The sequence below is a fragment of the Kribbella deserti genome, assembly GCF_042434725.1.
In the GTDB taxonomy this organism is placed as follows: domain Bacteria; phylum Actinomycetota; class Actinomycetes; order Propionibacteriales; family Kribbellaceae; genus Kribbella; species Kribbella deserti.
On sequence record NZ_JBHLTC010000001.1, the window covers coordinates 256,577 to 283,574 of the forward strand.

Sequence of the window (26,998 nt, forward strand, 5' to 3'; positions counted from 1 at the left end):
AGGCCGCGATGACGCATGTCCGTTTCGCGAACATCGGCGTCCGGGTGGATCCTGCCGCCCGGACGCCGGAATTCGTAGCGTTATGGCCATGACGACCGACCTGAACCTCGCCGCGAAGAAGTACGCCACCGACGGTTTTGTCCTGGTCAAAGGCCTGCTCAGCAAGGAAGAAGCGGCCTCGTACCGGGAGGCCAGCCACCAGTTGCTGGCCAGGCTGAACCGGGACGACGACCCGACCTGGGGCGCCGCGACGGGAATGTCCGCCACGAAGACCAAACTGCAGCACCTGCACGACGCCCAGTTCTACGACGCCGCCTTCTCGCGGCTGCTGGTGGACCCACGCTTCACCGACGTGGCCGCTGCGGTGATGGGCGTGCCGAACGTGCAGCTCCACCACACCAAGTTGTTCGTGAAGCCGCCGGAGAACGGGTCGCCGTTCCCGCTGCACCAGGACTATCCGTTCTTCCCGCACACGCATCACCGGGTGGGCGCCGCGATCTTCCACTTCGACGACGCGCCCGAGGAGAAGGGCTGCGTCCGGGTGATTCCCGGCAGCCATCTGGAAGGCCCGCGCGAGCACGACCCGGAGGGCTCGTTCCACCTGCCCGATGTGCCGTTCGAGTCCGCCGTACCGCAGCCGGCCGAGGCGGGGGACGTGCTGTTCTTCACCTACCTGACCGTGCACGGCTCGGGCGTGAACGTCAGCGATCAGGCGCGAACCACCTGGCTGGTGCAGTACCGCGACCCGGGCGACCCGCCCACCGTTCGTACCCACGACCACTCCCTCGGGCAGGGCATGATGCTGAGAGGAGTGGACCCGACCGGCAGGAGTGGCGCTTGAGCCTGGAGTCGCTGGAGCGCGCGGATCGCTTCGCCGACCTCGCCGGACTGCTCGAGTCCTGTGAGGTCGGCGGGTTCCGCGCCGACTTCCTCAGCACCGACATGTACCGCCCGGAGTACTGGCGGAACTACTGGCACAGCCACAGCTTCCACGAGGTCTGCCTGGCCTACGCGGGCTCCGGCCGCTTCAGCATCGGAGACACCTCGTACGACGTGGGGGCGGGCGAGGCGTTTCTAGCCAGGCCGGGCGACGTGCACGAGATCGAGTCCAGCAAGGCGGATCCGCTCGGCATCGTGTTCTGGGGATTCACCTTCCGCCCTAACGCCACCACCGCAGGCTCTACCGCGACCCCCGGCTGGTGGTCGGGACTGACCCGTGCGAGCGGTCCAGTCGTCTCAACCAGGGTCGGAGCCTTACCCGCGCTAGTGACCGCCATAGCCGGAGAAGCCGACCGACCCCGCTCGGGCTACGAGACGGGCCTCGGCGCGTTGGCCTCGGCACTGGTCCTCGACACCGCCCGGGCCTTCGCGATCGATGAGGACCTGGCCGTCGATCCGCCCCCGCGGGACCGGGGCGTGGCCGTCGTGACCGCGATGCAGCGCCACCTGCTCGACAACCTCGCTAGGCCCGTCACAGTGCGGGAGGTGGCGGCCGCCGTACATCTGTCCGACCGGCATGCCGAGCGCCTTTTCCGCCAGCAGACCGGCACATCGCTGATGACCGAGCTCCGGCGGATGCGGATGGAACTGGCAGCGCAACTCCTGCTCGACCCGGCGAGCACCGTGACCGAGGTGGCGCGCGCCTGCGGCTACGGCGACGTACGGCCGTTCAGCACGGCTTTCCGGCGTTTCCATGGCAAGCCGCCGAGCGTGTTCCGTACGACCGGAGGCACGGAACACCTGCCAAGAGTCTGAAGTTCCTGCGAAAGTTTTACCGAGTGTGGCCGGTTGACCCCGGACAGTCGGCATAATGCGGGCCCATGACCGCTCCCCGCCGCCGGTTGACCCTGGTCCTGCTTGCCCTGTTACTCGTGGACCTCGTCTGCTGCGGACTGGTGATCCGTTCGATGACGACCGGAGACGAACTGGGCCAGACGGGCAAACTCGCGACCGCCGAGGTCGTCGACGTCGACGCCAAGACCCGTCGCCATGTCCTGGTGGTCCGGTTCCTCACCCTGGACCGGGGGCACATCACCGCGCGCACCACCCGGTACCACGCATTGGACAAGCAGATCGGCCGCACGGTGCACGTCAGGTACGACACCAACCGGCCGGAACGCTTCCAGACGGTCGACTGGAAACCCGATCGCACCCTGCACTGGATCGTGCTGATCGTGCTGGCCGTGGGCGCTGTCGTACTGGTCAAGCGGCTCTCCGGCCGGATCGTTCGTCACCCGGTCTCCGTGGTGAGGGGGGAGCGGCCAGAAGATGGCGGCGAGATGCGCTAATCTGGTGCCATGCGAGTGAACCTGCTCCTTAGTTAGCCGTACTGGCAATCAGGCGCCGAGATCGCGCCGGTCAGTGCGGCAGCCCCTCCTGTGTGAGGGGTTTTTTCATTTCCGGGCCAGGTCCATTCATCAGATCACAAACGCAGGAGTACGACGGTGAGCGAGCACGTGCAGCACGAGGCGGACGCCCCGATCGATCGGGGTGGCTACGACTTCAATGCCATGCAGGCCAAGTGGCGGCCGGTGTGGGAGAAGCTCGACCCGTTCAAGGCGCGCGACGACGGGTCCGCCGAGCGCCGCTACGCGCTGACCATGTTCCCGTACCCATCCGGCGACCTGCACATGGGTCACGCCGAGGTGTTCGCGCTGCACGACGTCCAGGCGCGCTACTGGTTCCAGCAGGGCTACGACGTGCTGAACCCGATCGGCTGGGACTCGTTCGGCCTGCCCGCGGAGAACGCGGCCATTCGCAACAACGAGAACCCCGCCGTCTACACGTACGGCAACATCGAGACCCAGGCCGAGTCGATTCGCCGGTATGCGATCAGCTTCGACTGGTCCCGCCGGCTGGCCACGTCCGACCCCGAGTACTACAAGTGGACGCAGTGGCTGTTCCTGCGCTTCTACGAAAAGGGCCTGGCCTACCGCAAGGCGTCGTTCGTCAACTGGTGCCCGAACGACCAGACCGTGCTGGCCAATGAGCAGGTCGTGCAGGGTGCGTGCGAGCGGTGCGGCGCGGCCGTCACCAAGCGCGAGCTGACCCAGTGGTACTTCAAGGTCACCGACTATGCGCAGCAGCTGCTGGACGACATGGACCAGCTGGCGGGCAAGTGGCCGGAGCGGGTGCTGCTGATGCAGCGCAACTGGATCGGCCGGTCCGAGGGTGCCTTCGCGGACTTCGTGATCGAGGGCCGCGAAGAGCCGATCAAGGTCTTCACCACCCGGCCGGACACGCTGTTCGGTGCCACCTTCATGGTGGTCGCACCGGACTCCAAGCTGGCCGACGAGATCTGTACGGCGGAGCAGCGCCCGGCCTTCGAGGAGTACCTGAAGGCGGTCAAGGCCTCGACCGAGATCGAGCGGCTGAGCACCGAACGGGAGAAGACGGGTGTCTTCCTGGGCGCGTATGCGACCAACCCGGTCAACGGTGAGAAGGTGCCGGTCTGGGCCGCGGACTACGTGCTGGCCGACTACGGCACCGGCGCGATCATGGCCGTGCCCGCGCAGGACCAGCGCGACTGGGACTTCGCCGAGAAGTTCGATCTGCCGATCGTGCGGACCGTGCAGCCGGACGAGGGGTTCGAGGGCAAGGCCTTCACCGGTGACGGCCCGGCGATCAACTCGGCCAACGACGAGGTCAGCCTGAACGGGCTGGGCGTCGCCGAGGCGAAGGCCGCCATCATCGACTGGCTGGAGCAGAACGGCACCGGCGAGCGCACGGTCAACTTCCGGCTGCGCGACTGGCTGCTGAGCCGCCAGCGCTACTGGGGTGCGCCGATCCCGATCATTCACTGCCCGGCCTGTGGCGAGGTGCCGGTACCGGACGACCAGCTGCCGGTGGAGCTGCCCGACCTGCGCGGCGAGGACCTGGCCCCGAAGGGCGTTTCGCCGCTGGCGGCCGCGACCGACTGGGTGAACGTGTCCTGCCCGAAGTGTGGTGGCGACGCCCAGCGCGACACCGACACGATGGACACCTTCGTCGACTCGTCCTGGTACTACCTGCGCTACTGCTCGCCGGACTACAGCGAGGGCCCGTTCGATCCCGAGGCGGTCCGGAGGTGGATGCCGGCGCAGCAGTACGTCGGGGGAGTAGAGCACGCGATCCTGCACCTGCTGTACTCCCGGTTCTTCACCAAGGCCCTGCGCGACATGGGTCTGCTGGACTTCGACGAGCCTTTCACCGGCCTGCTGAACCAGGGCCAGGTGATCAACAACGGCAAGGCGATGAGCAAGTCGCTGGGCAACGGCGTCAACCTGGGCGAGCAGATCGACGCCTTCGGCGTGGACGCGATCCGGCTGACGATGGTGTTCGCCGGCCCGCCGGACGACGACATCGACTGGGCCGACATGTCCCCGGGCGGTTCGCTGCGCTTCCTGCAGCGGGCCTGGCGGCTGGCCGGTTCGGTCGAGGCGCCGGTCGGTGCGGATCCGGCCACCGGTGATCTGGCGCTGCGCAAGGCCACGCACAAGACCGTGCACGAGGTCACCGAACTGCTGGAGGCGATGCGCTTCAACGTGGTGGTGGCCCGGATCATGGAGCTGGTCAACACCACCCGCAAGGCGATCGACTCCGGTCCCGGTGCGGCCGACCCGGCTGTGCGCGAGGCGGTCGAGACGGTGGCGATCCTGCTGAGCCTGGTCGCGCCGTACACGGCCGAGGACATGTGGGAGAACCTGGGCCACGAGCCGACGGTCGCCAAGGCCGGCTGGCCCACGGTCGACCCGGCGCTGCTGGTCGAGGACTCGGTCGAGGCCATCGTGCAGATCGCCGGCAAGATCAAGGACCGCCTGCAGGTGTCACCCGACATCACCGACGCCGACCTGGAGGCGATGGCGATGGCCTCCGACGCGGTGCAGACGGCCCTGGCCGGCAAGACCGTGCGCAAGGTGATCGTGCGGGCGCCCAAGCTGGTCAACATCGTCGCGGGCTGATCGAGGATGCGGTCTGAGCTGCTTGACGTTCATACCGGCCGGCGTGAGGTCGTGTTCGACCTGACGCGGCAGTGCGCGGAGTTCGTCGCCCGGGTTTCCGACTCGGGCGACGGGCTGCTGCACGTGTTCGTGCCGCACGCGACGGCCGGCGTGGCGATCCTGGAGACCGGCGCGGGCAGTGACGACGATCTGCTCGCGCTGCTCGAGGAGCTGGTGCCGCGCGGGTTCGGCTGGCGCCACCGGCACGGCACTCCCGGCCACGGGCGCGACCACGTCATGCCCGCGCTCATCCCGCCGTACGCGTCCATTCCGGTGATCGACGGGCAACTCGCGCTCGGCACCTGGCAGTCGATCTGCCTGGTCGATACCAACGTGGACAATCCGGACCGGCAGGTGCGGTTGTCCTGGCTTGCCGGGTAATTCGCTTTTGAAGTAATTCGTCAGGTAATCGAGCTGCGCGTTTCACGTGTTTGCCGGGCTATTTGTTACTTATCGCGATGTTGTAGTTGGCGTTACGTTGCCGAAACACGACTCCGCTGAAATAGTCCGCATGGCAGCACCTGAATCTCTGCGGACCGTTGTGCTCGGGTCCTGCGTTGGTCTTGGAACCGAGTTGATGATCCGCGCCATGCGCGGTATCTGCACCGGCAGCCTGCTGAACGCCGACACCGGCCGCGCCACCACCCGCGCCCGCATCGAAGACTGGAACAGCGTTCTTTCCCTGTACGAACACACCGCCGAAGTAAAACGCCTCAGCGCCTAGTGTCCTGAGTCGGAAGTTCGTGCTTCAGCTGCCTGGGCGCCGGAGATGTGCACGAACTTCCGACTCAGGACACTAGAGTTTCGTTCCGCTTCGTTCGTACGGCGCGCTGACGCGCCGGGTGGCCGCGCCGCTTCGGGCCTATTCGAAACGGGCCCGGCCCGCGTCCGCGCGTTCCTTCCGGTCGCGTGGTGCGGCAGCGTGCGGCCGGCTCTTGCCCGCGTGACGCAGGATTCCGCCACGCCAGATCGTCGGCGATCGGCGTGATCCGGGAGAATCTGGTCTGGGTCCACCGCCGGGCCCAGGTGGACCGCGGCCCGGCCGGATACCCGTGAGCCGGGATATGTTGGGCGGGACGCCAGGGGTGCTGGGGAACGGAGTGTGGTGTGGCGGAAGCGGATGGCCGACCGGCGGGAGGGCGTAACTTCGCCGCCTTACTGCTCGACCTCCGGATTCAGTCGACACTGTCGCAGGAGGAGCTGGCTGAGCGCGCCGGCCTGAGCGTGCGTACGATCCGCGAGCTGGAGGCGGGTCGCGTGGCTCGCCCGCGCAAGGACTCGGTGCGGCTGCTGGCGAAGGCTCTCGGCCTGGACGACGAGCAGGCGTTCCTGGCTGCCGCCGGCCATGGCGTCGCCCGGCCGGTCGTCGCCGTCGCTGCGCCCGAACCTCGGGGTGTGCGCTGGCGCGGGACCAGGCCCATTCCCGACGGTCTGGTGGGCCGCGAGCAGGAACTGGTCGAGATCGAAGGCCTGCTCCGGGAGCACCGGCTGGTGACACTTGTTGGGCCGGGAGGCGTTGGTAAGACCGAACTCGCCTTGGCGGCGGCGGATCGCTTCTCGGGCGCAGACACCACCGTGGTGGTTGTAGACCTCACGACGGTGCAACGCGACTCCGCGGTCTCGTCGGCGATTCTCGACGCCTTCGGCACGGCACCCGGCACTACCGACTTGGACGACCTTCTGGCCGGTCGGCCGCCCGGTGGGCTCGTGATCGTCGAGGACAACGCCGAGCACGTTCTGGATGGTGTGGCGGTTCTGGCCAACCGGATGGTTCGGAGCTTCCCGGGTATCGGCGTACTCGTAACGTCCCGTATCCCGCTCGGTCTGCCCGACGAGGTTGTACGGCGTGTACCGGTGCTGGCGGTTCCTACGAACGACAAGGACCTTGCGGAGATTGCCGCTAGTCCGGCGGTCGAGATGTTCTGCCGTCGGGCGGCTCGGGTCCGGCCGGACTTCGCTCTGACCGCTGACAACGCCACAACCGTCGCAAGGCTCTGCCAGCGGCTAGACGGTCTGCCGCTCGCTCTGGAACTTGCAGCGGCCCGGGCCGGCGCGTTGTCGGTTGAGGCGATATTGACCGCACTGGACGACCGGTTCCGGCTGCTGTCGGGGCCGAGGCGTTTCGGTGCTCCGCACCAGCGGACGCTCGCGGACACGATCGCGTGGAGTGTGGACGCCCTTTCGGATCCGGCCCGGCAGTTGCTCTACCGGGTATCGATGCTCGGTTCGCCGTTCACGCTCGATGCGGTTATCGGGGTGTGCACCGGATCACCGATCGACGAGCTGGACATACACATGTTGTTGTCCGAGCTGGTTGAGAACTCCCTGCTCCAGCCGGTCGAGGAGTTCGAGCAGCTGTACGGCACTCGCTACAAGATGCTCGAGACCATCCGCGAACACGCCTCGGCCGGTCTGGGCTCCCAAGACGATGACGTGAACGAATTCCGCGATCGGGCCGTCACCTGGTGTTCGACGTACGCGGACAGCCTGGAAGGCGCCTGGTCCAGTCCCGACCGCGACAGGCGTTACCGGGCGGCCAACGCGAACGCCGCGACGTTCGAGGTGGCACTGGAGCGTGCGGCCGAGCTAGGCGACTGGGACGTGGCAGCGACGATCGTGCTCGGGTTCCGGATCGCCTGGCAGTACCAGGCAAGTGTGGCCGAGAGCGGCATCCGGTGGGCCTCGGACTGCGCGGAGAACGTTGACGACAAGGAAACCCGCGGCAAGCTCCGGGCGATCGCCGGACGGCTGTCGAACCTCACCGGCGACGTACGTGCGGCCCGTACGCACTATGGCGAGGCAAGGACGCTCATCCCGCCGCAGTCTGATATGGGTCTGATGGCCCGCGCTGGGTGGGTTTCGTCCGGCTCACTGCTGCTGGACACGTCAAGCCTGGCTGAGATCCCTGGAGTCGTCGCAGACGCTCGGAACCACCCGAACGTCCAGAGATCTGCCACGGTCCAGGCGACCTGCGGACTTGCCCTTGCTCGTTGGGGCCGACTGCCCGAGGCCAAGGAGCTCCTGCTCGCCTGGGAGGCCGCACTCGCCGATCCGGGCGTATACCCGGACGACATCGCGTACATGGCCTTGAGCCGGGTAGACGCCGAGCTGGGCAACCTGGCCGAGGCAAGGCGTTGGGCCGAGCTTGCGCGGGAGAGCCAGGCACTGGACGACCCGGACCGTACGAAGGTGGCGGGCTGTCTCGCGATGATCGACTACCAGGCCGGGGAGTACGAACGGGCCCAGGTGCTGATCGACGAGGCCGAGGCCGACATCCGGGGCCACCGCGGGTACTTCGACTACCAGGTGATGGTCTTCCGGAGCCGGTTGGCCCGGCGTGCTGGTGATATCGAGCAGGCCTGCTCCGCAGTCCGGGACGCGGTCGGACGGCTCATCCTCGAGGGACGCGTCGTGTACCTTCTCGACGTACTTCCAGAGGCTGTAGCCGTTCTACGCGCCAGTGGAGCCTCGGAGGACGCCGACCGGCTGTGCGGCCATTTACTCGCCTGGCAGCAGACGATGGACCCGCCGATGCTTCCGACGGCCTGGGCCGTACTGCAGGAGGTTTGCGGCGGTGTGCCGCTGAGCGACGGCTGGCCCGCCAGCGACCCCGCAGAGGCCGTACGGCGGCTGGCGGACGACGTACTGCTCGCGCTTTCGTGACGCGGCTCCGCCGAAGCTGCCGGGGAGCTGCCGGTTCTTCTGCCTCGTTCTGACATGTCGGTTCGAGCAGACTTCTTCTCGTAGGACGGGTTGGACCGCGAGACAGAGATCGGACCCGGGCTCGGTACCAAAGAGGCGGTAAGGGGGAGGCAACCGCGGTGTGGACGGGGTTCACACCGAGGCGGCCCGGACCGCTGAAGCACTTCGAGCCCGGTTCAGGCGACGCGGGAAGGAATCCGGCTGACGGACGGTGGGGGCACCGGTCGGCGGCTGAGACTTCCCGGGTGCTGGTTCGCGAACTACCCGGCCTACTTCGCACCAGGTGCTCGCACCTGGGAGGAGGTCCCAGTAAGACCCGCACACGACACAGGGGACGAGTGTGGGTAGGCCGGCCGCCAGATGCCGCATGGGTTTGGTCACCCCGCGGCAGGCCGGCCGCTGGGGTCTCCGGCGAACTACTTGAAAGTCGGTTGGCGTGCTGGCACCGAGGGGGAGTCAGCAAGCGGCGGGTGTGGAACCACGGAGGGGTGGCGCTACACCCGCCAAGACCGGCGAACTATCCGGTAACCTCGCTTCATGTCAGCCCCGGTGTACGTCGTCACAGACTCCACCGCGGGTCTGACGTCGCTGGAGGTGGCCCGCCACCGGCTGACCGTCGTACCGCTGCAGGTCGTCATAGGCGGCACTTCGTACGACGACGGGGCTACGAGCTCTCAGGCCGTCGCAGAGGCCCTCAAGTCGTTTACGCCGGTTTCGACCAGTAGGCCCGCTCCCCAGACCTTCGCCGACGCGTACGTCGCGTGTGCCGAGGCCGGAGCCGCCTCGATCGTCTCAATCCACCTCTCGTCGGACATGTCCGGCACGTACGAGGCGGCCATGATCGGCGCGAAAGAGTCGCCCGTACCGGTTCGAGTGCTCGATTCGCGCTCTATCGGGATGGGCCTGGGTTTCCCCGTACTAGCCGCCGCAGCCGCTGCAGCCGCCGGGGGAGAGCTGGCCGAGGTAGTGGAGGCTGCGCGGGTTCAGATGGCCGCAGTGTCGTCGTTCTTCTACGTGGACACCCTGGAGTACCTGCGCCGCGGCGGCCGGATCAACCCGGCCCAGGCTCTGCTCGGTACGGCGCTCGCGGTCAAGCCCCTGCTGACCATCACTGACGGCCGGATCGTGCCGCTGGAAAAGGTCCGTACGTCCAGCCGGGCGATCGCGCGGCTGGCCGACATCACCGTTGATCGGGCCGGCCCGGGCGAGGTCTCGATCGCGGTTCACCACCTCGCGAATCCGGACAAGGCGCAGGTGCTCGCCGACGGTCTGGCGGCGCGACTACCCGCTGCCGGGGACATCTCGCTACGGGAGGTCGGCGCCGTCATCGGCGCCCACGTCGGGCCGGGAATGCTCGCCATCGTGGTCGCACCCCAGAGCTGATCCGCCATGCTGACCGATCTCTCAGCTGAGCTGGCGTCTGTCCACAGGTAGCGAAGAAGTTCGTTCCGGGGTTGGAAAAGCTCGTACTTTCCCTGCGTGATGGTCAGTTCACGCCGCCGTAAACACCGGGAGCAAGACGCCGGTGCACGGCAGCACGCCCTCCGTCGCCTGGCAGCCGCGGCCTCATCCCCTCGAACCTCCGAGTCCCGCGGCCTGCCGGCGACAACCTTGCCAACAGCGGCATCCGGTGCGCCAGGGCGAAACCCGCGGACATCGGGCCAGCGTTCGCTGGACGTGCCCACGTGGGCCGTGCCGGCATCCAACGTGTCGGCGTCGGGTGTATCGGCGGCGGGCGTGGCTGCGTCGGGTCTGCCGACGTGGCGCTGGCCGGACGTATCCGACGATTCCGTTCCGGAGGCCGAAATGCGTGGCGGCTGGACCCCGACCCAAGACCCGAACCTGTCCGTTCTCCCATCTCATCCCGCTGCCATTCCGCCCGATTCTGCGGCCGCTACGACCGTTCCACCCGCCCACTCGACGGGGGCGGAGTGGACCGATCCGCAGCGGAGCACACCGACGCGACCAATCGCTGAGGCAAACGATCACCCCTGGGGCGCCGACACCGAGACCGGCCTGGTCGACCGCCTGCGCGGCGGCCGATGGGCGCTGGCACCAAAACACCTGGGCGTCATCGCCATAGTCCTGGTGCTCGGCTTGTTGTGGGCAGGATGGACCGTACTGAAGTCCCGGCCCGAGCCGATCTCGGTCGATCGCGTACCGGTAGGCGTCACCTCCGGTTCCCCAGTAGGCGGGTCCCCTCATGACGGCGCCTCGAATCCACCAACACCAGACACCAACGGAACCCGCCCTCCATCACCGTCGCCCTCGGCCGACCCTGCCCGCGTGGTGGTGCATGTGGCTGGGAAGGTACGCCGCCCCGGCCTTATCCGCGCAACCACCGGAGCCCGGGTCGCGGATGTCCTCGCGGCAGCAGGCGGGGCTCTACCAGGAGTGGACCTGACAACCGTCAATCTCGCCCGGCAGGTTCAGGACGGCGAGCAAATCCTCATCGGCGTCGCTGGCGCAGAGCAGAGCGACGGCCGGCCCGACCCAAAGCCGAGCACCGGCGGCGACAAATCCAGCCCAGCGGCAGGCCAACCGCTGGACCTCAACTCAGCGACATCCGCACAACTGGAGGCCCTACCCGGAGTCGGCCCTGTGCTGGCCCTACGCATCGTCGAATGGCGTACCCAGAACGGCCGCTTCACCGCCGTCGAGGAACTCCTCGAGATCAGCGGCGTAGGCGCCAAAAAGTTCGAAGCCCTGAGACCCCATGTCCGAGTCTGACCACCACCCGCCCACACCAACCGGCCCCGACCAGCCTCCGGGTGCGGCCCCCACGCCGACCGGCCCCGACCAGCCTCCGGCTCCGGCGCCTGTGCCGGTGTCGATCCGACCCGATTCGGCTGCGCCTGTGCCGGTGTCAGTCAGATCGGAGGTGGCGGCGACGTCGGCTGGGTCAAAGGCAGCGGCAGGCGATGGTGAGGGGGAAGGCGGTGGTGAGGTAGAGCGCCGGGTTGATCTCAGGTTGCTGTTGCCGGCCGCCGTCGGGTGGGCCGTCGCGATTGCCCTTGTCGGCTTGCGTCCACGCGTCGGCATTCTTGTTGGCTTTGCCGCGCTGGCTGCCGTCATCGGTCTGCTAGTTGTGTTCGTCCTCCGCAGCAGACGGCAGTTCGGCCGGTCAGAGCGCAGACGCCTCCCGGCGACGGTCGCGGGTCTATTGGCGGTGGTGAGCGGGATCGGATTCGCCGCCGGCCTGCAAGTGCACTCGTTGCGGTCAGGCCCTGTGCCGGAACTCGCAGCGCAAGGAGCCGCAGTGAGCACAGTCGTCCGCATCGCCGGTGATCCCTCGCTTCGGCGGACGGCTGGTTCGCGACGGCCGCCGTATGTAGTGGTTCGAGTAATCGTTGAGGAGGTGACTGGTCGCGGTCGCACCAGCCGAGTCCGGAATCCCGTGCTGCTGATCGGCTCGCCGCAGTGGATTCAGGTCCGCTTCGGGCAACGGGTAGTCGCAAGCGGCCGACTGGCGGAGGTCCAACCCGGAGACGACATGTCCGCCGTGCTGTCGACCCGTGCGCCGCCTCGGCCGATCGCCGGGCCAGCCTGGTGGCTCCGCGCGGCCGAACACGTCCGAGCGGGACTGCGCGAATCGGTAGCGCCGGAACCAGAAGCCGTTCGCGGTCTCGTACCTGCGCTCGTCATGGGCGACGACGCGGGCCTGCCTCCGGAGCTGGTCGAGGATTTCAAAACGACCGGCTTGACCCATCTCTCGGCAGTGTCCGGAACCAACCTGACGCTGTTGCTGGCGTTCGTCGTACCACTGGCCAGGCTGCTCGGCGTACGAGCTCGCGGACTCATGGTCGTCGGGCTCGCCACCGTGGTGGTCTTCATCATCCTGGCCAGACCGCAACCGAGTGTGCTGCGGGCCGCGGCGATGGGTGTCGTCGCGCTCGCGGCCATCACGTCGGGTGGTACGCGCCGGGGCGTGCGAAGTTTGTCCGCGGCAGTACTCGCGTTGTTGCTGCTGGACATCTCGCTCGCACGGTCAATCGGCTTTGCCCTCTCAGTACTGGCGACGGCCGGCATTGTGCTGGTTGCACCCGGATGGCGTGACGCGATGACCGCGTGGATGCCGCGCTGGTTGGCGGAGGCGGTGGCGTGTCCGTTGGCGGCGCAGTTGGCCTGTACGCCGGTGGTCGCCTGGTTGTCCGGCGAGGTCTCACTAGTTGCCGTGGGCGCCAACCTGCTCGCTGGGCCCGCGGTCGGACCCGCCACGGTGGTCGGCTTCGGCGCGGCCGGAATCGCCTTGCTAAGTGCGGATCTGGCCCGTCTCGCGGGATGGATAGCGGCCTGGCCCGCGCGCTGGATCATTCTCGTGGCGACGGAAGGAGCGGAACTGCCCGGGGCCACTAGCCGGTGGCCAGTCACCTTTGGCGGTATTGCCCTGCTTGTCGGGCTCACCGTCGTACTGACGATCGGCCTGCACCGCTTGCTGGTCAGGCCGGTCGCGATGCTGGTGTGCGTGTGCCTGCTGGTCGTCGTCGTACTGCGGCCGGTTCGGTCGCTCGGCTGGCCCCCGGACGACTGGGTGCTCGTGGCCTGCGATGTCGGCCAAGGCGACGGTCTGGTGCTCAATGCCGGACCGGGCGCGGCTGTCGTGGTCGACGCCGGGCCAGATCCGCCTGCGATCGACCGCTGCCTGGACGACCTCGGCATCCGGCAGGTCCCGTTGGTCGTACTGAGCCACTTCCATGCTGATCACGCGGGTGGAATCGCCGGGATATTCGAGGGCCGGGAGATCGGCGAGATCGACATCAGCCCGTACCTTTCGCCACCGGCCGAGGTTGCGCGTGTGCACGAGCTTGCGGCCGAGCACGAGGTGCCGGTTCGGTCGGTGCGATATGGCGAACGACGTACGGCGGGGGCCCTTGCATGGACGGTGGTTTGGCCTGCTCGGGTGCCGGCGTTGAATTCGGAAGGCGAGGGCTCACCAGAGAACAACGCGAGTATTGCCCTATTGGTGGAGGTGGCCGGCCTACGGATTCTCCTAACGGGTGACCTCGAGCCGGAGTCGCAGCGGGCGGTTGTGGCCAGCGGCGCGGATCTGCGTGCCGACGTGCTGAAGGTGGCTCATCATGGTTCGGCCCGGCAAGATCCGGCATTCGTCGCGGCGACCGGCGCACGGCTGGCGGTGATCTCGGCCGGGGTGGACAACGACTACGGCCACCCCGCGCCGCGAACGCTGGATCTGCTCAGGCGTCAGGGCATGCGAGTGATCCGAACGGATCTCGGCGGCTCCGTGGCCGTCGTCAGACGTGGCGACGGCCTCGCGGTCGCCACGGAACGCCACGCCGATTCCTGACGCGGCAGGGCTTTGTGGGTTGTCGGTGGCGCGTGGCATGCTGGCCAGCGTTATGGCTGCCCGAAAGTCCTCCGCGCCCAAGCTCGGTGACGTGCTGCTCGTCACCGGGTCCGAGACGTTCCTCGCCGACCGCGCGGTGCGTTCAGCCGCCCACGCTGTGATGAAGGGCGGCGCCGAGGTCGAGGTCACCGACGTACAGGGCGGTTCGCTGGACATCGGGATGTTCGCCGAACAGACCGGCCCCTCCTTGTTCGCAGCCGAGCGCATGCTCGTCATCCGCGAACTAGAGAACCTGCCACCCGAGGTCGCGGCCAACGTCTTGGAGTACGCCGCTTCTCCGGCCGACGATGTACTGGTCGTTCTGGTCCATTCGGGCGGACAAAAGGGCAAGGCCGTTCTCGACAAGCTGCGCAAGGCCGGCGTCACCGAGGTGGTCGCCGCGGCGCCGAAGACCTGGGAGCTGCCGCAGTTCGTCCTGGGGGAGATCCGCCTGATCGGCGGCAGCATCGACGAGCGTGGCGCCGCCGCGTTGGTGGATGCGGTCGGTCACGACCTCCGGGCGTTGGCCGGCGCGTGCTCGCAGCTGGTCTCCGACGCCGGCAACGAGCCGGTGACCACCGAACTGATCAGCCGGTACTTCGGCGGTCGCGCCGAGGTGACCAGCTTCGCGGTCGCGGACGCCGCCATTGCCGGCCGGACCGAACCTGCCCTCGAGCAATTGCGATGGGCCATGGACTGCGGCGTCGCGGCGGTACTCGTCACCAGCGCGATGGCGGGCGGCCTACGCGGCCTGGCGAAGTTCTCCAGCGCGCCGAGTGGGATGCGCGAGGCGGATCTCGCCCGCGAGGTCGGCGTACCGCCCTGGAAACTGAAAACCTTGCGTCAGCAAGCCAAAGGCTGGACCCCCGGCGGCCTCGCCACCGCGATCAAGGCCGTCGCCCAAGCCGACGCTGACGTCAAGGGCGCCTCCGGCGACGCCGGCTACTCCCTCGAACGCATGGTCATCACCGTCAGCCAAGCCCACGGCCGCCGCTAACACTGATGAGCTGAGGCAGTTCCGCAGTAGCCGCGGGTTGACCCGGCCCCGACACGCGCCGAACATGATCGTCAGCTCCGGCCGAGTGAAAGGCCGGGTGGTCGTTCGTCCACCCACGCCGCCAGTCCACCACCTCGCCCCCGGCGACTGGCGAGTGCAGGCGCCCAGCCGTCGCAGGGCTCAGCAGAGGGAAGAGGGCATGCCAAAACGGACGCCGGCCCATGGTGGGTTGGCGTCCGTTTTTGGGTGGATCAGAGCGCGGAAGCCTGCTTGAACAGCGAGGACTTGCGGTTCGCGGCCTGGTTGGCGTGAATGACGCCCTTGCTGGCGGCCTTGTCGAGCAGGCGACCGGCCGCGCGGGCCAGTTCCTGCGCCTTGGCGGCGTCGCCGGTTTCAGCAGCCTCGCGGAAACGGCGCACGGCCGTCTTCACGGTCGACTTGACAGCCTTGTTGCGAAGCCGCGCGGCCTCGTTCTGTCGGTTGCGCTTGATCTGGGACTTGATGTTCGCCACGGAGCAGAGCCTCGATCAGGTGTGTCGGTTGAAAAGGAAGGTGGTGCGAGCACGGGTGAGTACCAACGCACTCGCGCGAAGATCAAGACTACCAGTGCCCCGACGGCCCCACCAAACCGGCCGAACCGGGGACGCCCTCACAACCGTACGAGCCCCGTCCCGCCGACTTTCCCTCGCCTCCGCGGGCCGACGAGGCGCACGGGCGCGGGGTGCGTAGACGCGACCACTCGCGGCGGAGTTGTGCGGATGGGACGGCCTCGCGCCGAAGGGTGTGCGGAGCGACCGCTCGCGGAGGGGAGGGGCGGAGCGGAAGGCGCGAGGGTAGGAGGGGGACTAGTGTCCTGAGTCGGAAGTTCGTGCACATCTCCGGCGCCCAGGCACGCACCTCGCGGCGTTGGAGAAACGGCCACGATGCTAGAGCATCGCGACCGCTTCTCCGCCTTGCGATGCACGCACCTGGACACCGGAGCTGAAGCACGAACTTCCGACTCAGGACACTAGGTGGGGGTGGGGGATTCGGCGGTGGTTTTTAGGGCGGCGAGGGTTCTTTCGATGCCGCGGGCGTTGATGCGGGTTCGGGGGCCGAAGAGGCGGTCCATGAACAGGCGGAGTGGGGCTGGGCGGCGGTCGGTCCAGCTCTCGGTGAGGACACAGCCGTCGGACGGCAGGGCTGGAGAGTTTGCGTCCGCTGCCGGGCAGTTGAGACCCGGCGAGGGGGTGAGGGTGTACTCCCAGAGGGCGACGGGGACGGGGCCGAAGCGGATGGCGAAGGCGAAGTGGCGGGCGGGATCGGCTTTGGTGACCACTCCCTGGGTGAACCATTGCGCCTTGCCGACCCGGTTGTGCCCGATGAAGCGCGCGCCCAGTGCGGGACCGGTCGCGCCGGACTTCCAGGTGACGCGGGCGCACTCCGGGCTCCACTCGCCCATCCGGGGCAGGTCGCTGACCAGGGCGTACACCTCTTCGGGCTTGGCCTGGATCGTGATCGAACGCTCGAGCTGTGCCATCGCGGATTTCTCCTGTGCTGACGCCGGAAGTATCGAACAGTGATCAAGCAGAGCGTGACACCTGGTTGACGCGGCGGCATACTCAGGCCTGCGTGACACCGGTCACCTCGGGGGTGCAGAGGACTGTCACATGCCTGTGGGGGCTCATTGCTCACCGCAGGTCTGTCCAGCGCTGCGTTCTGCCCACACGTTCTGGAGGAAAACGTGTCTGCCTCAACCCCTGCGCAACCCGCCCGCCCTGGCCCAACAGGCCAGCAGCCCGGCGCAACCAGCCAGCCCGGCTCAACCGGCCAGCAGCCCGGTCAGCCAGTCGCTAGCGGGCACCACCCGCTCCGGCGTACCCCGTCCGGCAAGCGCATCGCCGCCACCGCGGTAGCGGCCGCCGCGCTGCTCGTGGGCCTGGTCGGTCAGCCCGCCGCCGCCCGTACGGCGTCCGACGGCACCGCCACCCCGGCGCCGATGCAGGACGCGGTGAAGCCGTCGTCGACCGGCGTGTACCTGGTTCAGCTCGACGCCGAGCCCGTCGCGGAGTACGACGGCGGAGTGAAGGGTCTTGCCTCGACCAAGGTCGCACCCGGCGGCAAGCTCAAGCGGGACAACACCGGCGTTCGCGCGTACGTGAGCCACCTCGCGCGCGAGCGCGCCGACGTACTGCGCTCGGCCAAGGGCGTACGGAAGTTGTACGACTACGACTACACGTACGCCGGATTCGCGGCGCGGATGACGCACGACGAGGCAGTGAAGATCGCGAAGCAGGACGGGGTGAAGAGCGTCGAGCCGAGCGAACCGCAGCACCAGGACACGGTGGACACTCCCAGGTTCCTCGGTCTGTCCGGCAAGGGCGGCGCGTGGGCCCAGGCGGGCGGTATCGACAAGGCCGGCGACGGCGTGATCATCGGCGTCATCGACTCGGGTTTCACGCCGGAGCGCGCGAGCTTCGCGCCGCTGAAGACCACCAGCAAGTCCGACGCTCTGATCGCTTCGAAGTGGAAGGGCACCTGCCAGGTCGGTGTCGAGGAGCCCGTCACCTGCAACAACAAGGTGATCGGCGCCCGCTACTTCGACGCGGGTATCGGTGATCGGCCGATTCCGGAGGAGTACCGCTCGCCGCGCGACTACGGCGGCCACGGCACGCACACGGCCAGTACGGCGGGTGGTAACTTCGGCGTACCGATGACCGTGCTCGGCAAGAACTACGGCAACGGCTCGGGTATCGCCCCGCACGCGCGCCTCGCGATCTACAAGGTGCTGTGGGCCGTCGACCAGACCGGTGGCGGCAGCGGTACGGACGCGGACATCGTGGCCGCGATCGACCAGGCCGTGGCCGACGGCGTCGACGTGATCAACTACTCGATCTCCGGTTCGGGCTCGACCTACGTCAACGCGACCGGTCTCGCCTTCCTGCGCGCGGCCCGCGCCGGGGTCTTCGTCTCGACCTCCGCCGGTAACACCGGTCCGGGCGTCAGCACCGTCGGCAAGACCTATCCGTGGGTGACCACCGTCGCCAACGGCACGCACGACCGCGACGTCAAGAACACCGTGACGCTCGGCAACGGCAAGGTCTACACCGGCGCCGGTATCAGCAGCGGTACGGCGAACGCGCCGATCGCGCTGTCCAAGGACGTCAAGCTCGCCACCGCGACCGATGGCGACGCGACGCTGTGCCTGCCGAACACGCTCGACCCGGCGAAGGCGGCCGGCAAGATCGTGGTCTGTGACCGTGGCGTCAGCGCCCGGGTGGACAAGAGCCTGCAGGTGAAGAACGCCGGCGGTATCGGCATGGTCCTGGTGAACCCGGCCGCGAGCTCGCTCGACGCCGACATGCACTCGGTGCCGACGGTCCACCTCGATCACGTGACCGGGGCCGAGCTCAAGGCGTACGCCGCCGTCGCCGGTGGTACCGCCAAGATCGGTGACGCCCAGGCCGTTCGGGTGAACGCACCGATGGTCTCCAGCACCTCCAGCCGTGGTCCGTCCATCGCGGGCGGCGGCGATCTGCTCAAGCCGGACATCATGGCGCCGGGTACGAACGTGCTCGCCGCGACCAGCCCGTTCGGCGCCTCCGGCGGTCAGTACGCGTTCTTCAGTGGTACGTCGATGGCCGCGCCGCACATCGCGGGTGCCGCCGCCATCCTGAAGGGCAAGTTCCCGACCTGGTCTCCGATGGCGATCAAGTCGGCCCTGCTCACCACCGGCACCACGCTGGACGCCAGTGGCCAGCCGATCAAGAACGACTCGGGTACGCCGGGTACGCCGTTCGGTTACGGCGCGGGGCTGGTCCAGCCGAAGAAGGCGATGGACCCGGGTCTGGTCTACGACTCGGGTTACACCGACTGGTCGAAGTTCGTCTGTGGTTCGGGTCAGGTCCCGGCCTCGCACCAGCTGTGCGCCGAAGGTTCGATCGACGCCAGCGACCTGAACTACCCGACGATCGCGCTCGGTGATCTGGCCGGGCGTCAGACGGTCAAGCGCACGGTGAAGAACGTCGGCAAGTACGCCGAGGTGTACTTCCCGAAGGTGGAAGGCCTGACCGGTATCAAGGTGACGGTCAGCCCGCGCATGCTGGTGGTTCTGCCCGGGCGGACGGCGTCGTACCAGGTGACGTTCGAGCACACGGGCGCGCCGCTGGAGCAGTACTCTTTCGGCAAGTTGCACTGGTACTCGGGCAAGCACACCGTCACCAGCACGCTGGCGGTTCGCCCGTTGACGGTGAAGGCGCCGGTCCAGGTTTCGGGTACCGGTACGAGTGGCTCGGTCCAGGTTCCGATCACCTCGGGTTACACCGGCACGCTCAGTACGACGGTGACGGGTCTGACCGCTTCGACGATCAGCCAGGCCGAGCTGAAGAACCCGGCGAGCGTCTCGTTCCCGACGGCGAACCCGCAGGTCAATGACCACGTCGCGAAGTTCACGGTGGTTGTGCCGGCCGGAGCGAAGTACGCCCGGTTCTCCACCTTCGACGCGGACTACCCGGCCAATACCGACATCGACGTGTTCGTCTACAAGACCGGTACGACGACGCTCCTTGGCGGCAGCACCGGTGGATCCGCCGAGGAAGAGGTCAACCTGGTTAGCCCGGCCGCAGGGTCGTACGACGTGTACGTCGACCTCTACGCGGGTGCCAACCCTCAAGCGGTCAGCCTCCACCACTGGGCCTTGAGCGGGCCTCCCGCCGGGAACCTGACGGCTACTCCCGCATCCCAGCCGGTGACCGTCGCAGGTAGTACAAGCGTCACTGCCGCTTGGAGCGGGCTTGACGTCGGCAAGCACTACCTGGGCCACCTCGCCTACAGCGACGGCGGTTCCGGCTCCGGCTCGACAGTAGTACGTGTAGACAGCTGAACCCGGTCCTCCGGCTCACCCTCATCAGAGCGGTGAGCCGGAGGCCATCTCCTGCATGCCGACAACGGCAAGCAACTTGAGCTTGTCGGCCGTTTCGCTTCCATGAGGTGCCGTGTACGCCACGATGCGCAGATCGCAGTACGGCACCAGCAGGATCGTGCACTCGAGCATGAGCGGCCCCAGCTCGGGATGCTCGATGGTCTTACTGGTCCCCTCGCCAGGGCCTACCTCGGCTTGATTCCACAGCTGCTCGAACCGCTCGCTCACCCGGCGCAAGTCGGCTACCAGCGACCTAAGTCCGGAATCGTCCGGATAACTCACCATGGCCGTCTGAAGCTGGCTGACCATCGAACGCTCGAACGCGGCCTTCTGGTCGGCGGTATGCGCCACACGAGTCGGTGCACCCGTGAAGTGCACCCACGGGATGTTGCGCTCCCGACCGGTCAAACGGCTCGGATCCCCCAGGAGCGCGGCCCAGAGCGTGTTCCAGCTGACGAGGTTCCAGGCGGCGTCGAACACGCTGAGCGGCGCGCCGTCCAACTGATCCAGCAGACGCTGTACGCCGGTCGGAATCAGCACGCTGATCTGCCCGGGCCCGGGTGGCGCCTGTCCGGCCAGCTTGAACAGGTGATCGTGTTCGGCCGCGGACAGGCGTAGTGCTCTGGCCAAGGCGCCTAGAACCTGAGGTGACGGGGCAGATGACCTTCCCTGCTCTAGCCGGACCAGGTAGTCGACGGAGACTCCAGCCAGTTGCGCGAGCTCCTCACGCCGTAAACCGGGTGCGCGACGTCTGGTGCCTACAGGCAGACCAACCTCGGCAGGGGACAAGCGATCCCGCCAACGGTGCAACGCCTCTCCGAGATCTCCCACCGTCCCAGTATTGCCGTGTTCTGGATCGGCATCCTGGTACTGCCAGTCCATAGGACAAGCCTTGTACTGCCTCGAACCACTTGAAGCGGCCAGGCTCGAGTCATGCCAACAACACTGATCACCGGGGCCAACAAGGGCCTCGGCTTCGAAACAGCCCGTCAACTGGTCGCCGCCGGCCACGCCGTCTACATCGCGGCGCGGGACCCCGAGCGCGGCAAGGCGGCCGCGGACCGCCTAGGCGCTCGGAGCGTCGTCCTGGACGTGACGAGCGATGAGTCGGTTCGAGCCGCCGTCGCCGAGATCGACCACCTCGACGTACTCATCAACAACGCGGGCATTCCCGGCAGCTTCGTCGGCCCGGACGAGATCGACGCCGCCGAGATGCTCACGGTCTATGACACCAACGTCTTCGGCGCTATCCGAGTGTTCCAGGCGTCCCTGCCGTTGCTGCGCAAGTCCGCCGCACCCGTGGTGGTGAACGTCAGCAGCGGCCTGGGATCGCTCGCGGTGACCAGCGACCCCGAGGGCAACCGGGCGGCCGTACCGGACTGGATGGCGGCGCCGGTCTACGCGTCGTCGAAGGCCGCGCTGAACATGCTGACCATCCAGTACGCCCGGGCGTTACCCGAGTTCCGGATCAACGCGGTCGATCCCGGCTTCACCGCCACCGATCTCAACGGCCATCGCGGCGTACAGACCATCGAGCAGGGCGCCGAGATCATCGTCCGGATGGCGCGACTCGGTCCCGACGGACCCACCGGTCAGTACGTCAGCGCGACCGGCCCGGTCCCATGGTGAATCACCAGCCGAGTCTTTCCCGTAGCCAATCCAGGTAGAGGTCGGCCTGTCCGCGCTGCCAGGCGCGGATCGTCGGCAATCCGGGCGGCGCCGCCTGCTGACTGCCCCACAGCAGGCCGCCGGCAATGCCCGCGAGGAACCCGGTGATGCCCGGGTCGTCTCCGAGCTGCGGGAGCCGGACCGACGAACGCATCTCGGCGTGCACGAAAACGGCGTCGGCCCAGTCGGCGGCCCGGGAGGTGAAGGTCCAGTCGACGAACACCACCCGGTCGCCGGTCAGCAGAATGTTGTCCGCGCGGAGATCCCAATGGACCAGACTGTTGCCCTTAGCAAGGGCTTCGACGCCATCCGCCGCGATGACGGCGAGTTCCTCCTCGCGCCCGCGGGCCCAGTCCGGAACCGGTGTGCGGTCGGCGATGACTTGGCCCCAGCGGCTCAGGAAACCGCCGCTGCGCTCGGCCGCGACGGGAGCTGCCGTCCAGGGGGATGGCGTCAGGGCCGCGGTGACTTCGGCCAGAGCCTCGAGCACCCGGTCGGCATCGCCTTGCCGCCAAGGATGCACCGGCAGGGCCCCGTCGATATCCTCCAGCATCAGGCCGACCCAGGCGCCGTCGTCGTACGTGCCGTACAAGGTCGGGGCGTGCGGCAACGAAACCGCGCGCATGGCGGTGATCTCGTTGCGGAACAGGGCCGGCGTGTCCGGGTTGAGCTCCGGACCGACCGCTTTGACGAACGCGCGCCGCCCGGACGCGGTGACCAGCCGGGCCGCCGTACCAGGGGAGAAACCACCCTGCTGCGTTTTCGCCGAAACGACGCTCGAACCCAGTTCCCGCTCGACCCACGCGCGCACGGTGGCTGGAATCGCCTCGTACGGCGTGCGGACCCCGATCGCATGTGCCATGAACAGACCCTAAGCCGCCGAAAACCCGAGGCACCCGGATTTTCGGCGGCTTAGAATCAGAGACCGCCGAGGCCGATCGACGGTGCCTTCTGCGAGCCGTAGCTGATCTTCTCGCAGTCGCCGTCGATCACATCGCAGCGCAAAGTCACCGAACGATCCGTGCCGAGACCGGCGCTCGTCACGACATGGCGGTTGTCCTCCCAGCGCGTCTCGTGGTGAATGTGGAACAGCTTGGCGGCCGAGGCCTTCGTCGGTGTGTTGGCCGGAACGAGGTAGCCCTGGACCCCGTTGGGCCCACGGTTGGCCGCCAAGATCTTGCCGTCGGGAGACAGGGTGCCTTCACCGCTGCCGCGCGCACTGCATCGCTGCATCACGGTCTTCAGCCGGCCGCTTCGGAACTCGACGACATTCAGGCAATCCTGCTGGCCCGGCTTTTGCGAGTATGCGGGTTGCAGCACCATTCGGTCGGTAGTACGCCAGACGGTCAAGCGGCGGCCATCGGTCGCCACGGGCACGGGTGCCTCGTCGATCGTCCAGAGCCGGGTCGTGTCCTTGTTGTCGCCGTCCATGTAGAAGATGCCGCTCGAGTTCCAACCCAGTACCTCGGTCTCCGGATCAGCCGGGACTGAGTCGGCCTCGCGACCAGTGGCGATCTCCCGGGTGACCAGACGGGACCCGCCGCCCGGCGACAGCTCCACGATCGCTACCCGATCCCCGGCCGGCGACAGCGCCATTCCGTCGCCGGTGGCCGTGCCGAAGGGACGGAACTCACCCGACGTACTGAGCACGCCGACCGCAGAGGTGTCACGGTCGGACGCTGACAACAGGATTCCCATCCAGCCGCACTCCACCCGGCCCCACGGACCGAACTCCTTGCCGGCGGGCAGCGGCACCCGCAGGTTGCCGTCCTGCAGGTAGTTCCCGCCGCCAGTTCCGGTGACCGTGAAGGGAACGCGTGGCGCGGCGCCGAACGGAAGGGTGTTCAACCACGGATATTGCGGATCGGGCTTGGTGTCCTTTGGGTACTCCAGCGGATTCTGCACCGCGGGAGGCGTGGCGCACTGACCCGCGCTGGCGGGCGGCGAGGGCTCGTCGTTGGCCAGCGTGAGCGGTACGGCGATCGCGGTCACTACGGCGGCCGCTGCCAGTGCCGCGACGGCCCAGGTGCGGGTGGCGGGCTTGGGGGCGGAACGGGTCGCCAGGCCGGGGCCGGTGGCGTGGGTGGGAACGGTGTCCGCGGCGGCGTTGAGCGCTTCCCGCAGGCGGATGTCCAGGTGGTCGAAGTTCTTGGTCATCGGTGGTCCTCCAGCTTGCGGCCGAGAGCGGACAGGGCGCGGGACGCGGTCGAGCGCACGCTCACTTCGCGGATGCCGAGCGTCTGGGCTATCTCGGGGTCACTCAGGTGCAGGTAGAAACGCAGCACGAGCACCTCGCGCTGCCGGGTCGGCAGGGTGTCCAGCGCGATCAGGACCTCGCGCCGGTCCTCGCCGACGATGGCGTCGTGCTCCGCCGACCAGACCGGCCGCTCGGTGGGCTGGGCGTACAGCCGCGCCACCTTGCGGCGGCGGATCAGCGAACGGCTGCCGTTCAGCACGGCCGATCGCAGATACGGCAACTGCTTGCCCTCGCCGACCCGGTCCCAGCGGCGGTAGACGGCCGCGAAGGCCTCCTGTACGACGTCCTCCGCGGAGGCGCGATCGCCCACCATCAGCAGGGACAACCGCACCATCCCGGCCCAGTGCTCTCGGTAAAGACTGGTCACGGCCGCCTCGCGTATGGCCTCACTATCGTGCGCCGACGGCGGTGGTATCGGGCGCCTGAGACTCAAGGTCATGTCCTTCACACTCCAGAGACTCCCGGCGCCCACATTTGTTGCAGCCACCCTCAGCGCCCCCGGGTCACCTTCCGGTCACCCTCCGCGCTTGTAGTGTCACCTGGTGCGTATCCGCTCGTCTCGCAGGGTCCTTGTTCTCGCCGTTGTCGTGGCGCTTGTTGCCGCCACAACGGCCATTTGGTACGTCACCCGCCGAGCTCCTGGCGGCCCGCTCAGCCTCGGCGCTGAGGGGTCGGAGAGCACCGGCGGCACCTGCCTGGGCGCTGCCGGAAGAACCGACTACAGCGCGGGCCGCGACATCATCTGGAACTCCGGGCGGCGAACGGCGCGGATCACGGGTATTTCGCTGGTAGAGCCCGACGGCGTGGAGATCGCCGAGGCGTTCCTGGTCCCGATCAGCCCGCACGACGCGAAAGGGGCCAAGGTTCTGCCTGGCATCACCTCGGGCTGGCCGCCCAAGAAGTTGCCCGGCGTCGGGTGGGACCGTCGTACGGCGGCGGTCGGGGCGGAGATCCCGCCGGCGAAGACGTCGGCGGACGATCCGGCGACGGTCGACCTGGCGCTGGTGCTGCATCTGCGGCGAACGGTGGCGGTGCACGTGCCGGCCGGCTACAAGGCGGTGCGGATGGAGTACAGCGTCGGCAAGCGGCGGTTCGCGGATCACTCGTCGATGTGGGTCAGGTTCGGGGTGAAGACGTGTGAGCGGGGCGACCCGGAGGACTGACCGATCGGTCGATGCGGATTCCGGTGGACTGGCATGGGATGATTGAGCGGTTGTCTGCCCAACCTTGAGACGAACTGGAATCCTCCGTGCCCGTTGGCCCCACGAATGTGCCGCAGCCCGGTCGTACCGACCCGTCGCTGATCCGCAACTTCTGCATCATCGCCCACATCGACCACGGCAAGTCGACGCTGGCGGACCGGATGTTGCAGATCACCGGCGTCGTCGACGACCGGTCGATGCGCGCGCAGTACCTCGACCGGATGGATATCGAGCGCGAGCGGGGCATCACGATCAAGTCGCAGGCCGTGCGGCTACCGTTCCAGCCGGCCCTCGACAGCCCTGGCGGGCTGCTCAGCGACGAGCCGACGACGTACATCCTGAACATGATCGACACGCCCGGCCACGTCGACTTCACCTACGAGGTGTCGCGGTCGCTGGAGGCGTGCGAGGGCGCGGTGCTGCTGGTGGACGCTGCCCAGGGCATCGAGGCGCAGACGCTGGCCAACCTGTATCTCGCGCTGAACGCGGATCTGCACATCGTGCCGGTGCTGAACAAGATCGACCTGCCCGGCGCGATGCCCGACAAGTACGCCGCCGAGCTCGCGCACATCATCGGCTGCAAGCCCGAGGACGTGCTGCGGGTTTCGGCGAAGACCGGTGAGGGCGTCGAGGCGCTGCTGAGCGAGATCGTCGCGCAGATCGAGCCGCCGAAGGGTGTCAAGGACGCGCCGCCGCGGGCCCTGATCTTCGACTCGGTGTACGACACCTACCGTGGCGTCGTCACCTACGTCCGGGTGGTCGACGGCGAGCTGAAGCACCGCGACCGGATCAAGATGATGTCGACCGGCGCCGTGCACGAGATGCTCGAGGTCGGGGTCATCTCCCCGGAGCCGATGAAGGCGCCGTTCATCGGGGTCGGCGAGGTCGGTTACCTGATCACCGGTGTGAAGGACGTTCGCCAGTCCCGGGTCGGTGACACCGTCACCTCGCAGGTGCACGGGTCGGAGGAACCGCTCGGCGGCTACAAGCACCCGCAGCCGATGGTCTACTCGGGCCTGTTCCCGATCGACGGCGACGACTATCCGACACTGCGCGACGCGCTCGACCGGCTCCAGCTGAACGACGCCGCCCTGCAGTACGAGCCGGAGACCTCCGGCGCGCTGGGTTTCGGTTTCCGCTGCGGCTTCCTCGGGCTGCTGCACATGGAGATCGTGCGCGAGCGGCTCGAGCGCGAGTTCGACCTGGACCTGATCTCGACCGCGCCCAACGTGGTCTACCGGGTGGTCATGGACGGCGCCGATCCGGACGCGCCGACGGCGATGGTGACCAACCCGAGCGAATTCCCCAACGGCAAGATCGCCGAGATCTACGAGCCGGTCGTGCGGGCGACGATCCTGAGCCCGAGCGACTACATCGGCGTGATCATGGAGCTGTGCCAGACCAAGCGCGGCAACCTGCAGGGCATGGAGTACCTGTCCGAGGACCGGGTCGAGCTGCGCTACACGCTGCCGCTGGCCGAGATCGTCTTCGACTTCTTCGACCAGTTGAAGTCGAAGACCAAGGGGTACGCCTCACTCGACTACGAGCCCACCGGCGAGCAGGCGGCCGACCTGGTCAAGGTCGACATCCTGCTGCACGGTGAGGCCGTGGACGCGTTCTCCGCGATCGTGCACCGCGACAACGCCTACTCCTACGGCGTCGCCCTGGCCGGCAAGCTCAAGGAGCTCATCCCGCGCCAGCAGTTCGAGGTGCCGATCCAGGCGGCCATCGGGTCCCGCGTGATCGCGCGCGAGTCGATCCGGGCGATCCGCAAGGACGTGCTCGCGAAGTGCTACGGCGGTGACATCACCCGTAAGCGCAAGCTGCTGGAGAAGCAGAAGGAGGGCAAGAAGCGCATGAAGATGGTCGGTCGCGTGGAGGTCCCCCAGGAGGCCTTCATCGCCGCGCTGAAGACGGGCGAAAGCCCCGGCGACAAGGCGAAGAAGTAG

The 26,998-nt window shown here is 67.9% G+C and carries 21 protein-coding genes; 15 read left to right on the plus strand and 6 right to left on the minus strand.

Annotated elements, in window-relative coordinates:
- The first annotated feature begins 88 nt into the window (after positions 1-88).
- The 11 genes from ACFFGN_RS01195 (at position 89) to holA (ending at position 15,022) form a co-directional block, all read left to right on the plus strand.
- Positions 89-841, plus strand: coding sequence for a phytanoyl-CoA dioxygenase family protein (locus ACFFGN_RS01195; RefSeq protein WP_380043337.1), 753 nt, complete (start codon positions 89-91; stop codon positions 839-841).
- Complete coding sequence (locus ACFFGN_RS01200; protein WP_380043338.1) at positions 838-1,755, plus strand: helix-turn-helix domain-containing protein; 918 nt, start codon at positions 838-840, stop codon at positions 1,753-1,755. Before ACFFGN_RS01195 ends, ACFFGN_RS01200 begins: the two co-directional genes overlap by 4 nt.
- A gap of 65 nt (positions 1,756-1,820) precedes the next feature.
- Positions 1,821-2,288: a DUF3592 domain-containing protein gene (locus ACFFGN_RS01205; RefSeq protein ID WP_380043339.1), complete on the plus strand. Its 468-nt coding sequence runs from the start codon at positions 1,821-1,823 to the stop codon at positions 2,286-2,288.
- A gap of 222 nt (positions 2,289-2,510) precedes the next feature.
- Positions 2,511-4,940 (plus strand): leucine--tRNA ligase, encoded by a 2,430-nt coding sequence (gene leuS, locus ACFFGN_RS01210; RefSeq protein ID WP_380043647.1) that lies wholly within the window; start codon positions 2,511-2,513, stop codon positions 4,938-4,940.
- A 6-nt stretch (positions 4,941-4,946) separates the two neighbouring features.
- The gene (locus ACFFGN_RS01215) at positions 4,947-5,360 is read left to right on the plus strand and encodes a secondary thiamine-phosphate synthase enzyme YjbQ (protein ID WP_380043340.1); all 414 of its coding nucleotides are present in this window, start codon (positions 4,947-4,949) and stop codon (positions 5,358-5,360) included.
- Between the two features lie 130 nt (positions 5,361-5,490).
- Complete coding sequence (locus ACFFGN_RS01220) at positions 5,491-5,703, plus strand: hypothetical protein (RefSeq protein ID WP_380043341.1); 213 nt, start codon at positions 5,491-5,493, stop codon at positions 5,701-5,703.
- A 383-nt stretch (positions 5,704-6,086) separates the two neighbouring features.
- Positions 6,087-8,642, plus strand: coding sequence for an ATP-binding protein (locus tag ACFFGN_RS01225; RefSeq protein ID WP_380043342.1), 2,556 nt, complete (start codon positions 6,087-6,089; stop codon positions 8,640-8,642).
- A 576-nt stretch (positions 8,643-9,218) separates the two neighbouring features.
- Positions 9,219-10,064 (plus strand): DegV family protein, encoded by an 846-nt coding sequence (locus ACFFGN_RS01230; protein ID WP_380043343.1) that lies wholly within the window; start codon positions 9,219-9,221, stop codon positions 10,062-10,064.
- A 423-nt stretch (positions 10,065-10,487) separates the two neighbouring features.
- Complete coding sequence (locus ACFFGN_RS01235) at positions 10,488-11,411, plus strand: ComEA family DNA-binding protein (protein ID WP_380043648.1); 924 nt, start codon at positions 10,488-10,490, stop codon at positions 11,409-11,411.
- Between the two features lie 529 nt (positions 11,412-11,940).
- A complete protein-coding gene (locus ACFFGN_RS01240) occupies positions 11,941-13,986 on the plus strand; it encodes a ComEC/Rec2 family competence protein (protein ID WP_380043344.1) in 2,046 nt (681 codons plus the stop codon).
- A gap of 52 nt (positions 13,987-14,038) precedes the next feature.
- Positions 14,039-15,022, plus strand: coding sequence for a DNA polymerase III subunit delta (holA, locus tag ACFFGN_RS01245; protein WP_380043345.1), 984 nt, complete (start codon positions 14,039-14,041; stop codon positions 15,020-15,022).
- Between the two features lie 251 nt (positions 15,023-15,273).
- Here the strand turns inward: holA and rpsT are convergent, their stop codons facing one another.
- Both rpsT and ACFFGN_RS01255 read right to left on the minus strand, forming a co-directional pair.
- Entirely contained in the window at positions 15,274-15,534 is a 261-nt protein-coding gene (gene rpsT, locus ACFFGN_RS01250; RefSeq protein WP_380043346.1) for a 30S ribosomal protein S20, read from the minus strand.
- Positions 15,535-16,031: 497 nt separating this feature from the next.
- Positions 16,032-16,541, minus strand: a complete 510-nt coding sequence (locus ACFFGN_RS01255; protein ID WP_380043347.1) for an SRPBCC family protein — start codon at positions 16,539-16,541, stop codon at positions 16,032-16,034.
- 204 nt (positions 16,542-16,745) lie between these two features.
- On the opposite strand from ACFFGN_RS01255, the gene ACFFGN_RS01260 reads away from it, so the two are divergent.
- The gene (locus tag ACFFGN_RS01260) at positions 16,746-19,883 is read left to right on the plus strand and encodes a S8 family peptidase (RefSeq protein ID WP_380043348.1); all 3,138 of its coding nucleotides are present in this window, start codon (positions 16,746-16,748) and stop codon (positions 19,881-19,883) included.
- A gap of 24 nt (positions 19,884-19,907) precedes the next feature.
- Here ACFFGN_RS01260 and ACFFGN_RS01265 read toward each other — a convergent pair whose 3' ends face one another.
- Entirely contained in the window at positions 19,908-20,804 is an 897-nt protein-coding gene (locus ACFFGN_RS01265; protein ID WP_380043349.1) for a helix-turn-helix transcriptional regulator, read from the minus strand.
- A 51-nt stretch (positions 20,805-20,855) separates the two neighbouring features.
- Here ACFFGN_RS01265 and ACFFGN_RS01270 point away from each other — a divergent pair, with 51 nt between their 5' ends.
- Positions 20,856-21,551, plus strand: a complete 696-nt coding sequence (locus tag ACFFGN_RS01270; protein ID WP_380043350.1) for an SDR family oxidoreductase — start codon at positions 20,856-20,858, stop codon at positions 21,549-21,551.
- Position 21,552: 1 nt separating this feature from the next.
- On the opposite strand, the gene ACFFGN_RS01275 is transcribed toward ACFFGN_RS01270, so the two are convergent.
- From ACFFGN_RS01275 to ACFFGN_RS01285, 3 genes are read right to left on the minus strand one after another with little or no spacing between them, the layout of a single operon-like run.
- Positions 21,553-22,452, minus strand: a complete 900-nt coding sequence (locus ACFFGN_RS01275; RefSeq protein ID WP_380043351.1) for an aminoglycoside phosphotransferase family protein — start codon at positions 22,450-22,452, stop codon at positions 21,553-21,555.
- A 56-nt stretch (positions 22,453-22,508) separates the two neighbouring features.
- Entirely contained in the window at positions 22,509-23,747 is a 1,239-nt protein-coding gene (locus ACFFGN_RS01280; RefSeq protein WP_380043352.1) for a hypothetical protein, read from the minus strand.
- Entirely contained in the window at positions 23,744-24,214 is a 471-nt protein-coding gene (locus ACFFGN_RS01285; protein WP_380043353.1) for a sigma-70 family RNA polymerase sigma factor, read from the minus strand. The genes ACFFGN_RS01280 and ACFFGN_RS01285 overlap by 4 nt, the downstream gene beginning before the upstream one ends.
- Positions 24,215-24,389: 175 nt before the next feature.
- Between ACFFGN_RS01285 and ACFFGN_RS01290 the strand changes: the two genes are divergently transcribed.
- Both ACFFGN_RS01290 and lepA read left to right on the plus strand, forming a co-directional pair.
- Positions 24,390-25,010: a hypothetical protein gene (locus ACFFGN_RS01290; RefSeq protein ID WP_380043354.1), complete on the plus strand. Its 621-nt coding sequence runs from the start codon at positions 24,390-24,392 to the stop codon at positions 25,008-25,010.
- Positions 25,011-25,096: 86 nt separating this feature from the next.
- Complete coding sequence (gene lepA / locus ACFFGN_RS01295; protein ID WP_380043355.1) at positions 25,097-26,998, plus strand: translation elongation factor 4; 1,902 nt, start codon at positions 25,097-25,099, stop codon at positions 26,996-26,998.

Excerpts from the sequence above, each read along its gene's own strand:
- ACFFGN_RS01195 (WP_380043337.1), top strand. The coding sequence starts at position 89 with ATGACGACCGACCTGAACCTCGCCGCGAAGAAGTACGCCACCGACGGT.
- ACFFGN_RS01205 (WP_380043339.1), top strand. The coding sequence starts at position 1,821 with ATGACCGCTCCCCGCCGCCGGTTGACCCTGGTCCTGCTTGCCCTGTTA.
- leuS (WP_380043647.1), top strand. The coding sequence starts at position 2,511 with ATGCAGGCCAAGTGGCGGCCGGTGTGGGAGAAGCTCGACCCGTTCAAG.
- ACFFGN_RS01215 (WP_380043340.1), top strand. The coding sequence starts at position 4,947 with ATGCGGTCTGAGCTGCTTGACGTTCATACCGGCCGGCGTGAGGTCGTG.
- ACFFGN_RS01220 (WP_380043341.1), top strand. The coding sequence starts at position 5,491 with ATGGCAGCACCTGAATCTCTGCGGACCGTTGTGCTCGGGTCCTGCGTT.
- ACFFGN_RS01230 (WP_380043343.1), top strand. The coding sequence starts at position 9,219 with ATGTCAGCCCCGGTGTACGTCGTCACAGACTCCACCGCGGGTCTGACG.
- ACFFGN_RS01235 (WP_380043648.1), top strand. The coding sequence starts at position 10,488 with ATGCGTGGCGGCTGGACCCCGACCCAAGACCCGAACCTGTCCGTTCTC.
- holA (WP_380043345.1), top strand. The coding sequence starts at position 14,039 with ATGGCTGCCCGAAAGTCCTCCGCGCCCAAGCTCGGTGACGTGCTGCTC.
- ACFFGN_RS01255 (WP_380043347.1), bottom strand. The coding sequence starts at position 16,541 with ATGGCACAGCTCGAGCGTTCGATCACGATCCAGGCCAAGCCCGAAGAG.
- ACFFGN_RS01265 (WP_380043349.1), bottom strand. The coding sequence starts at position 20,804 with ATGGACTGGCAGTACCAGGATGCCGATCCAGAACACGGCAATACTGGG.
- ACFFGN_RS01270 (WP_380043350.1), top strand. The coding sequence starts at position 20,856 with ATGCCAACAACACTGATCACCGGGGCCAACAAGGGCCTCGGCTTCGAA.
- ACFFGN_RS01275 (WP_380043351.1), bottom strand. The coding sequence starts at position 22,452 with ATGGCACATGCGATCGGGGTCCGCACGCCGTACGAGGCGATTCCAGCC.
- ACFFGN_RS01280 (WP_380043352.1), bottom strand. The coding sequence starts at position 23,747 with ATGACCAAGAACTTCGACCACCTGGACATCCGCCTGCGGGAAGCGCTC.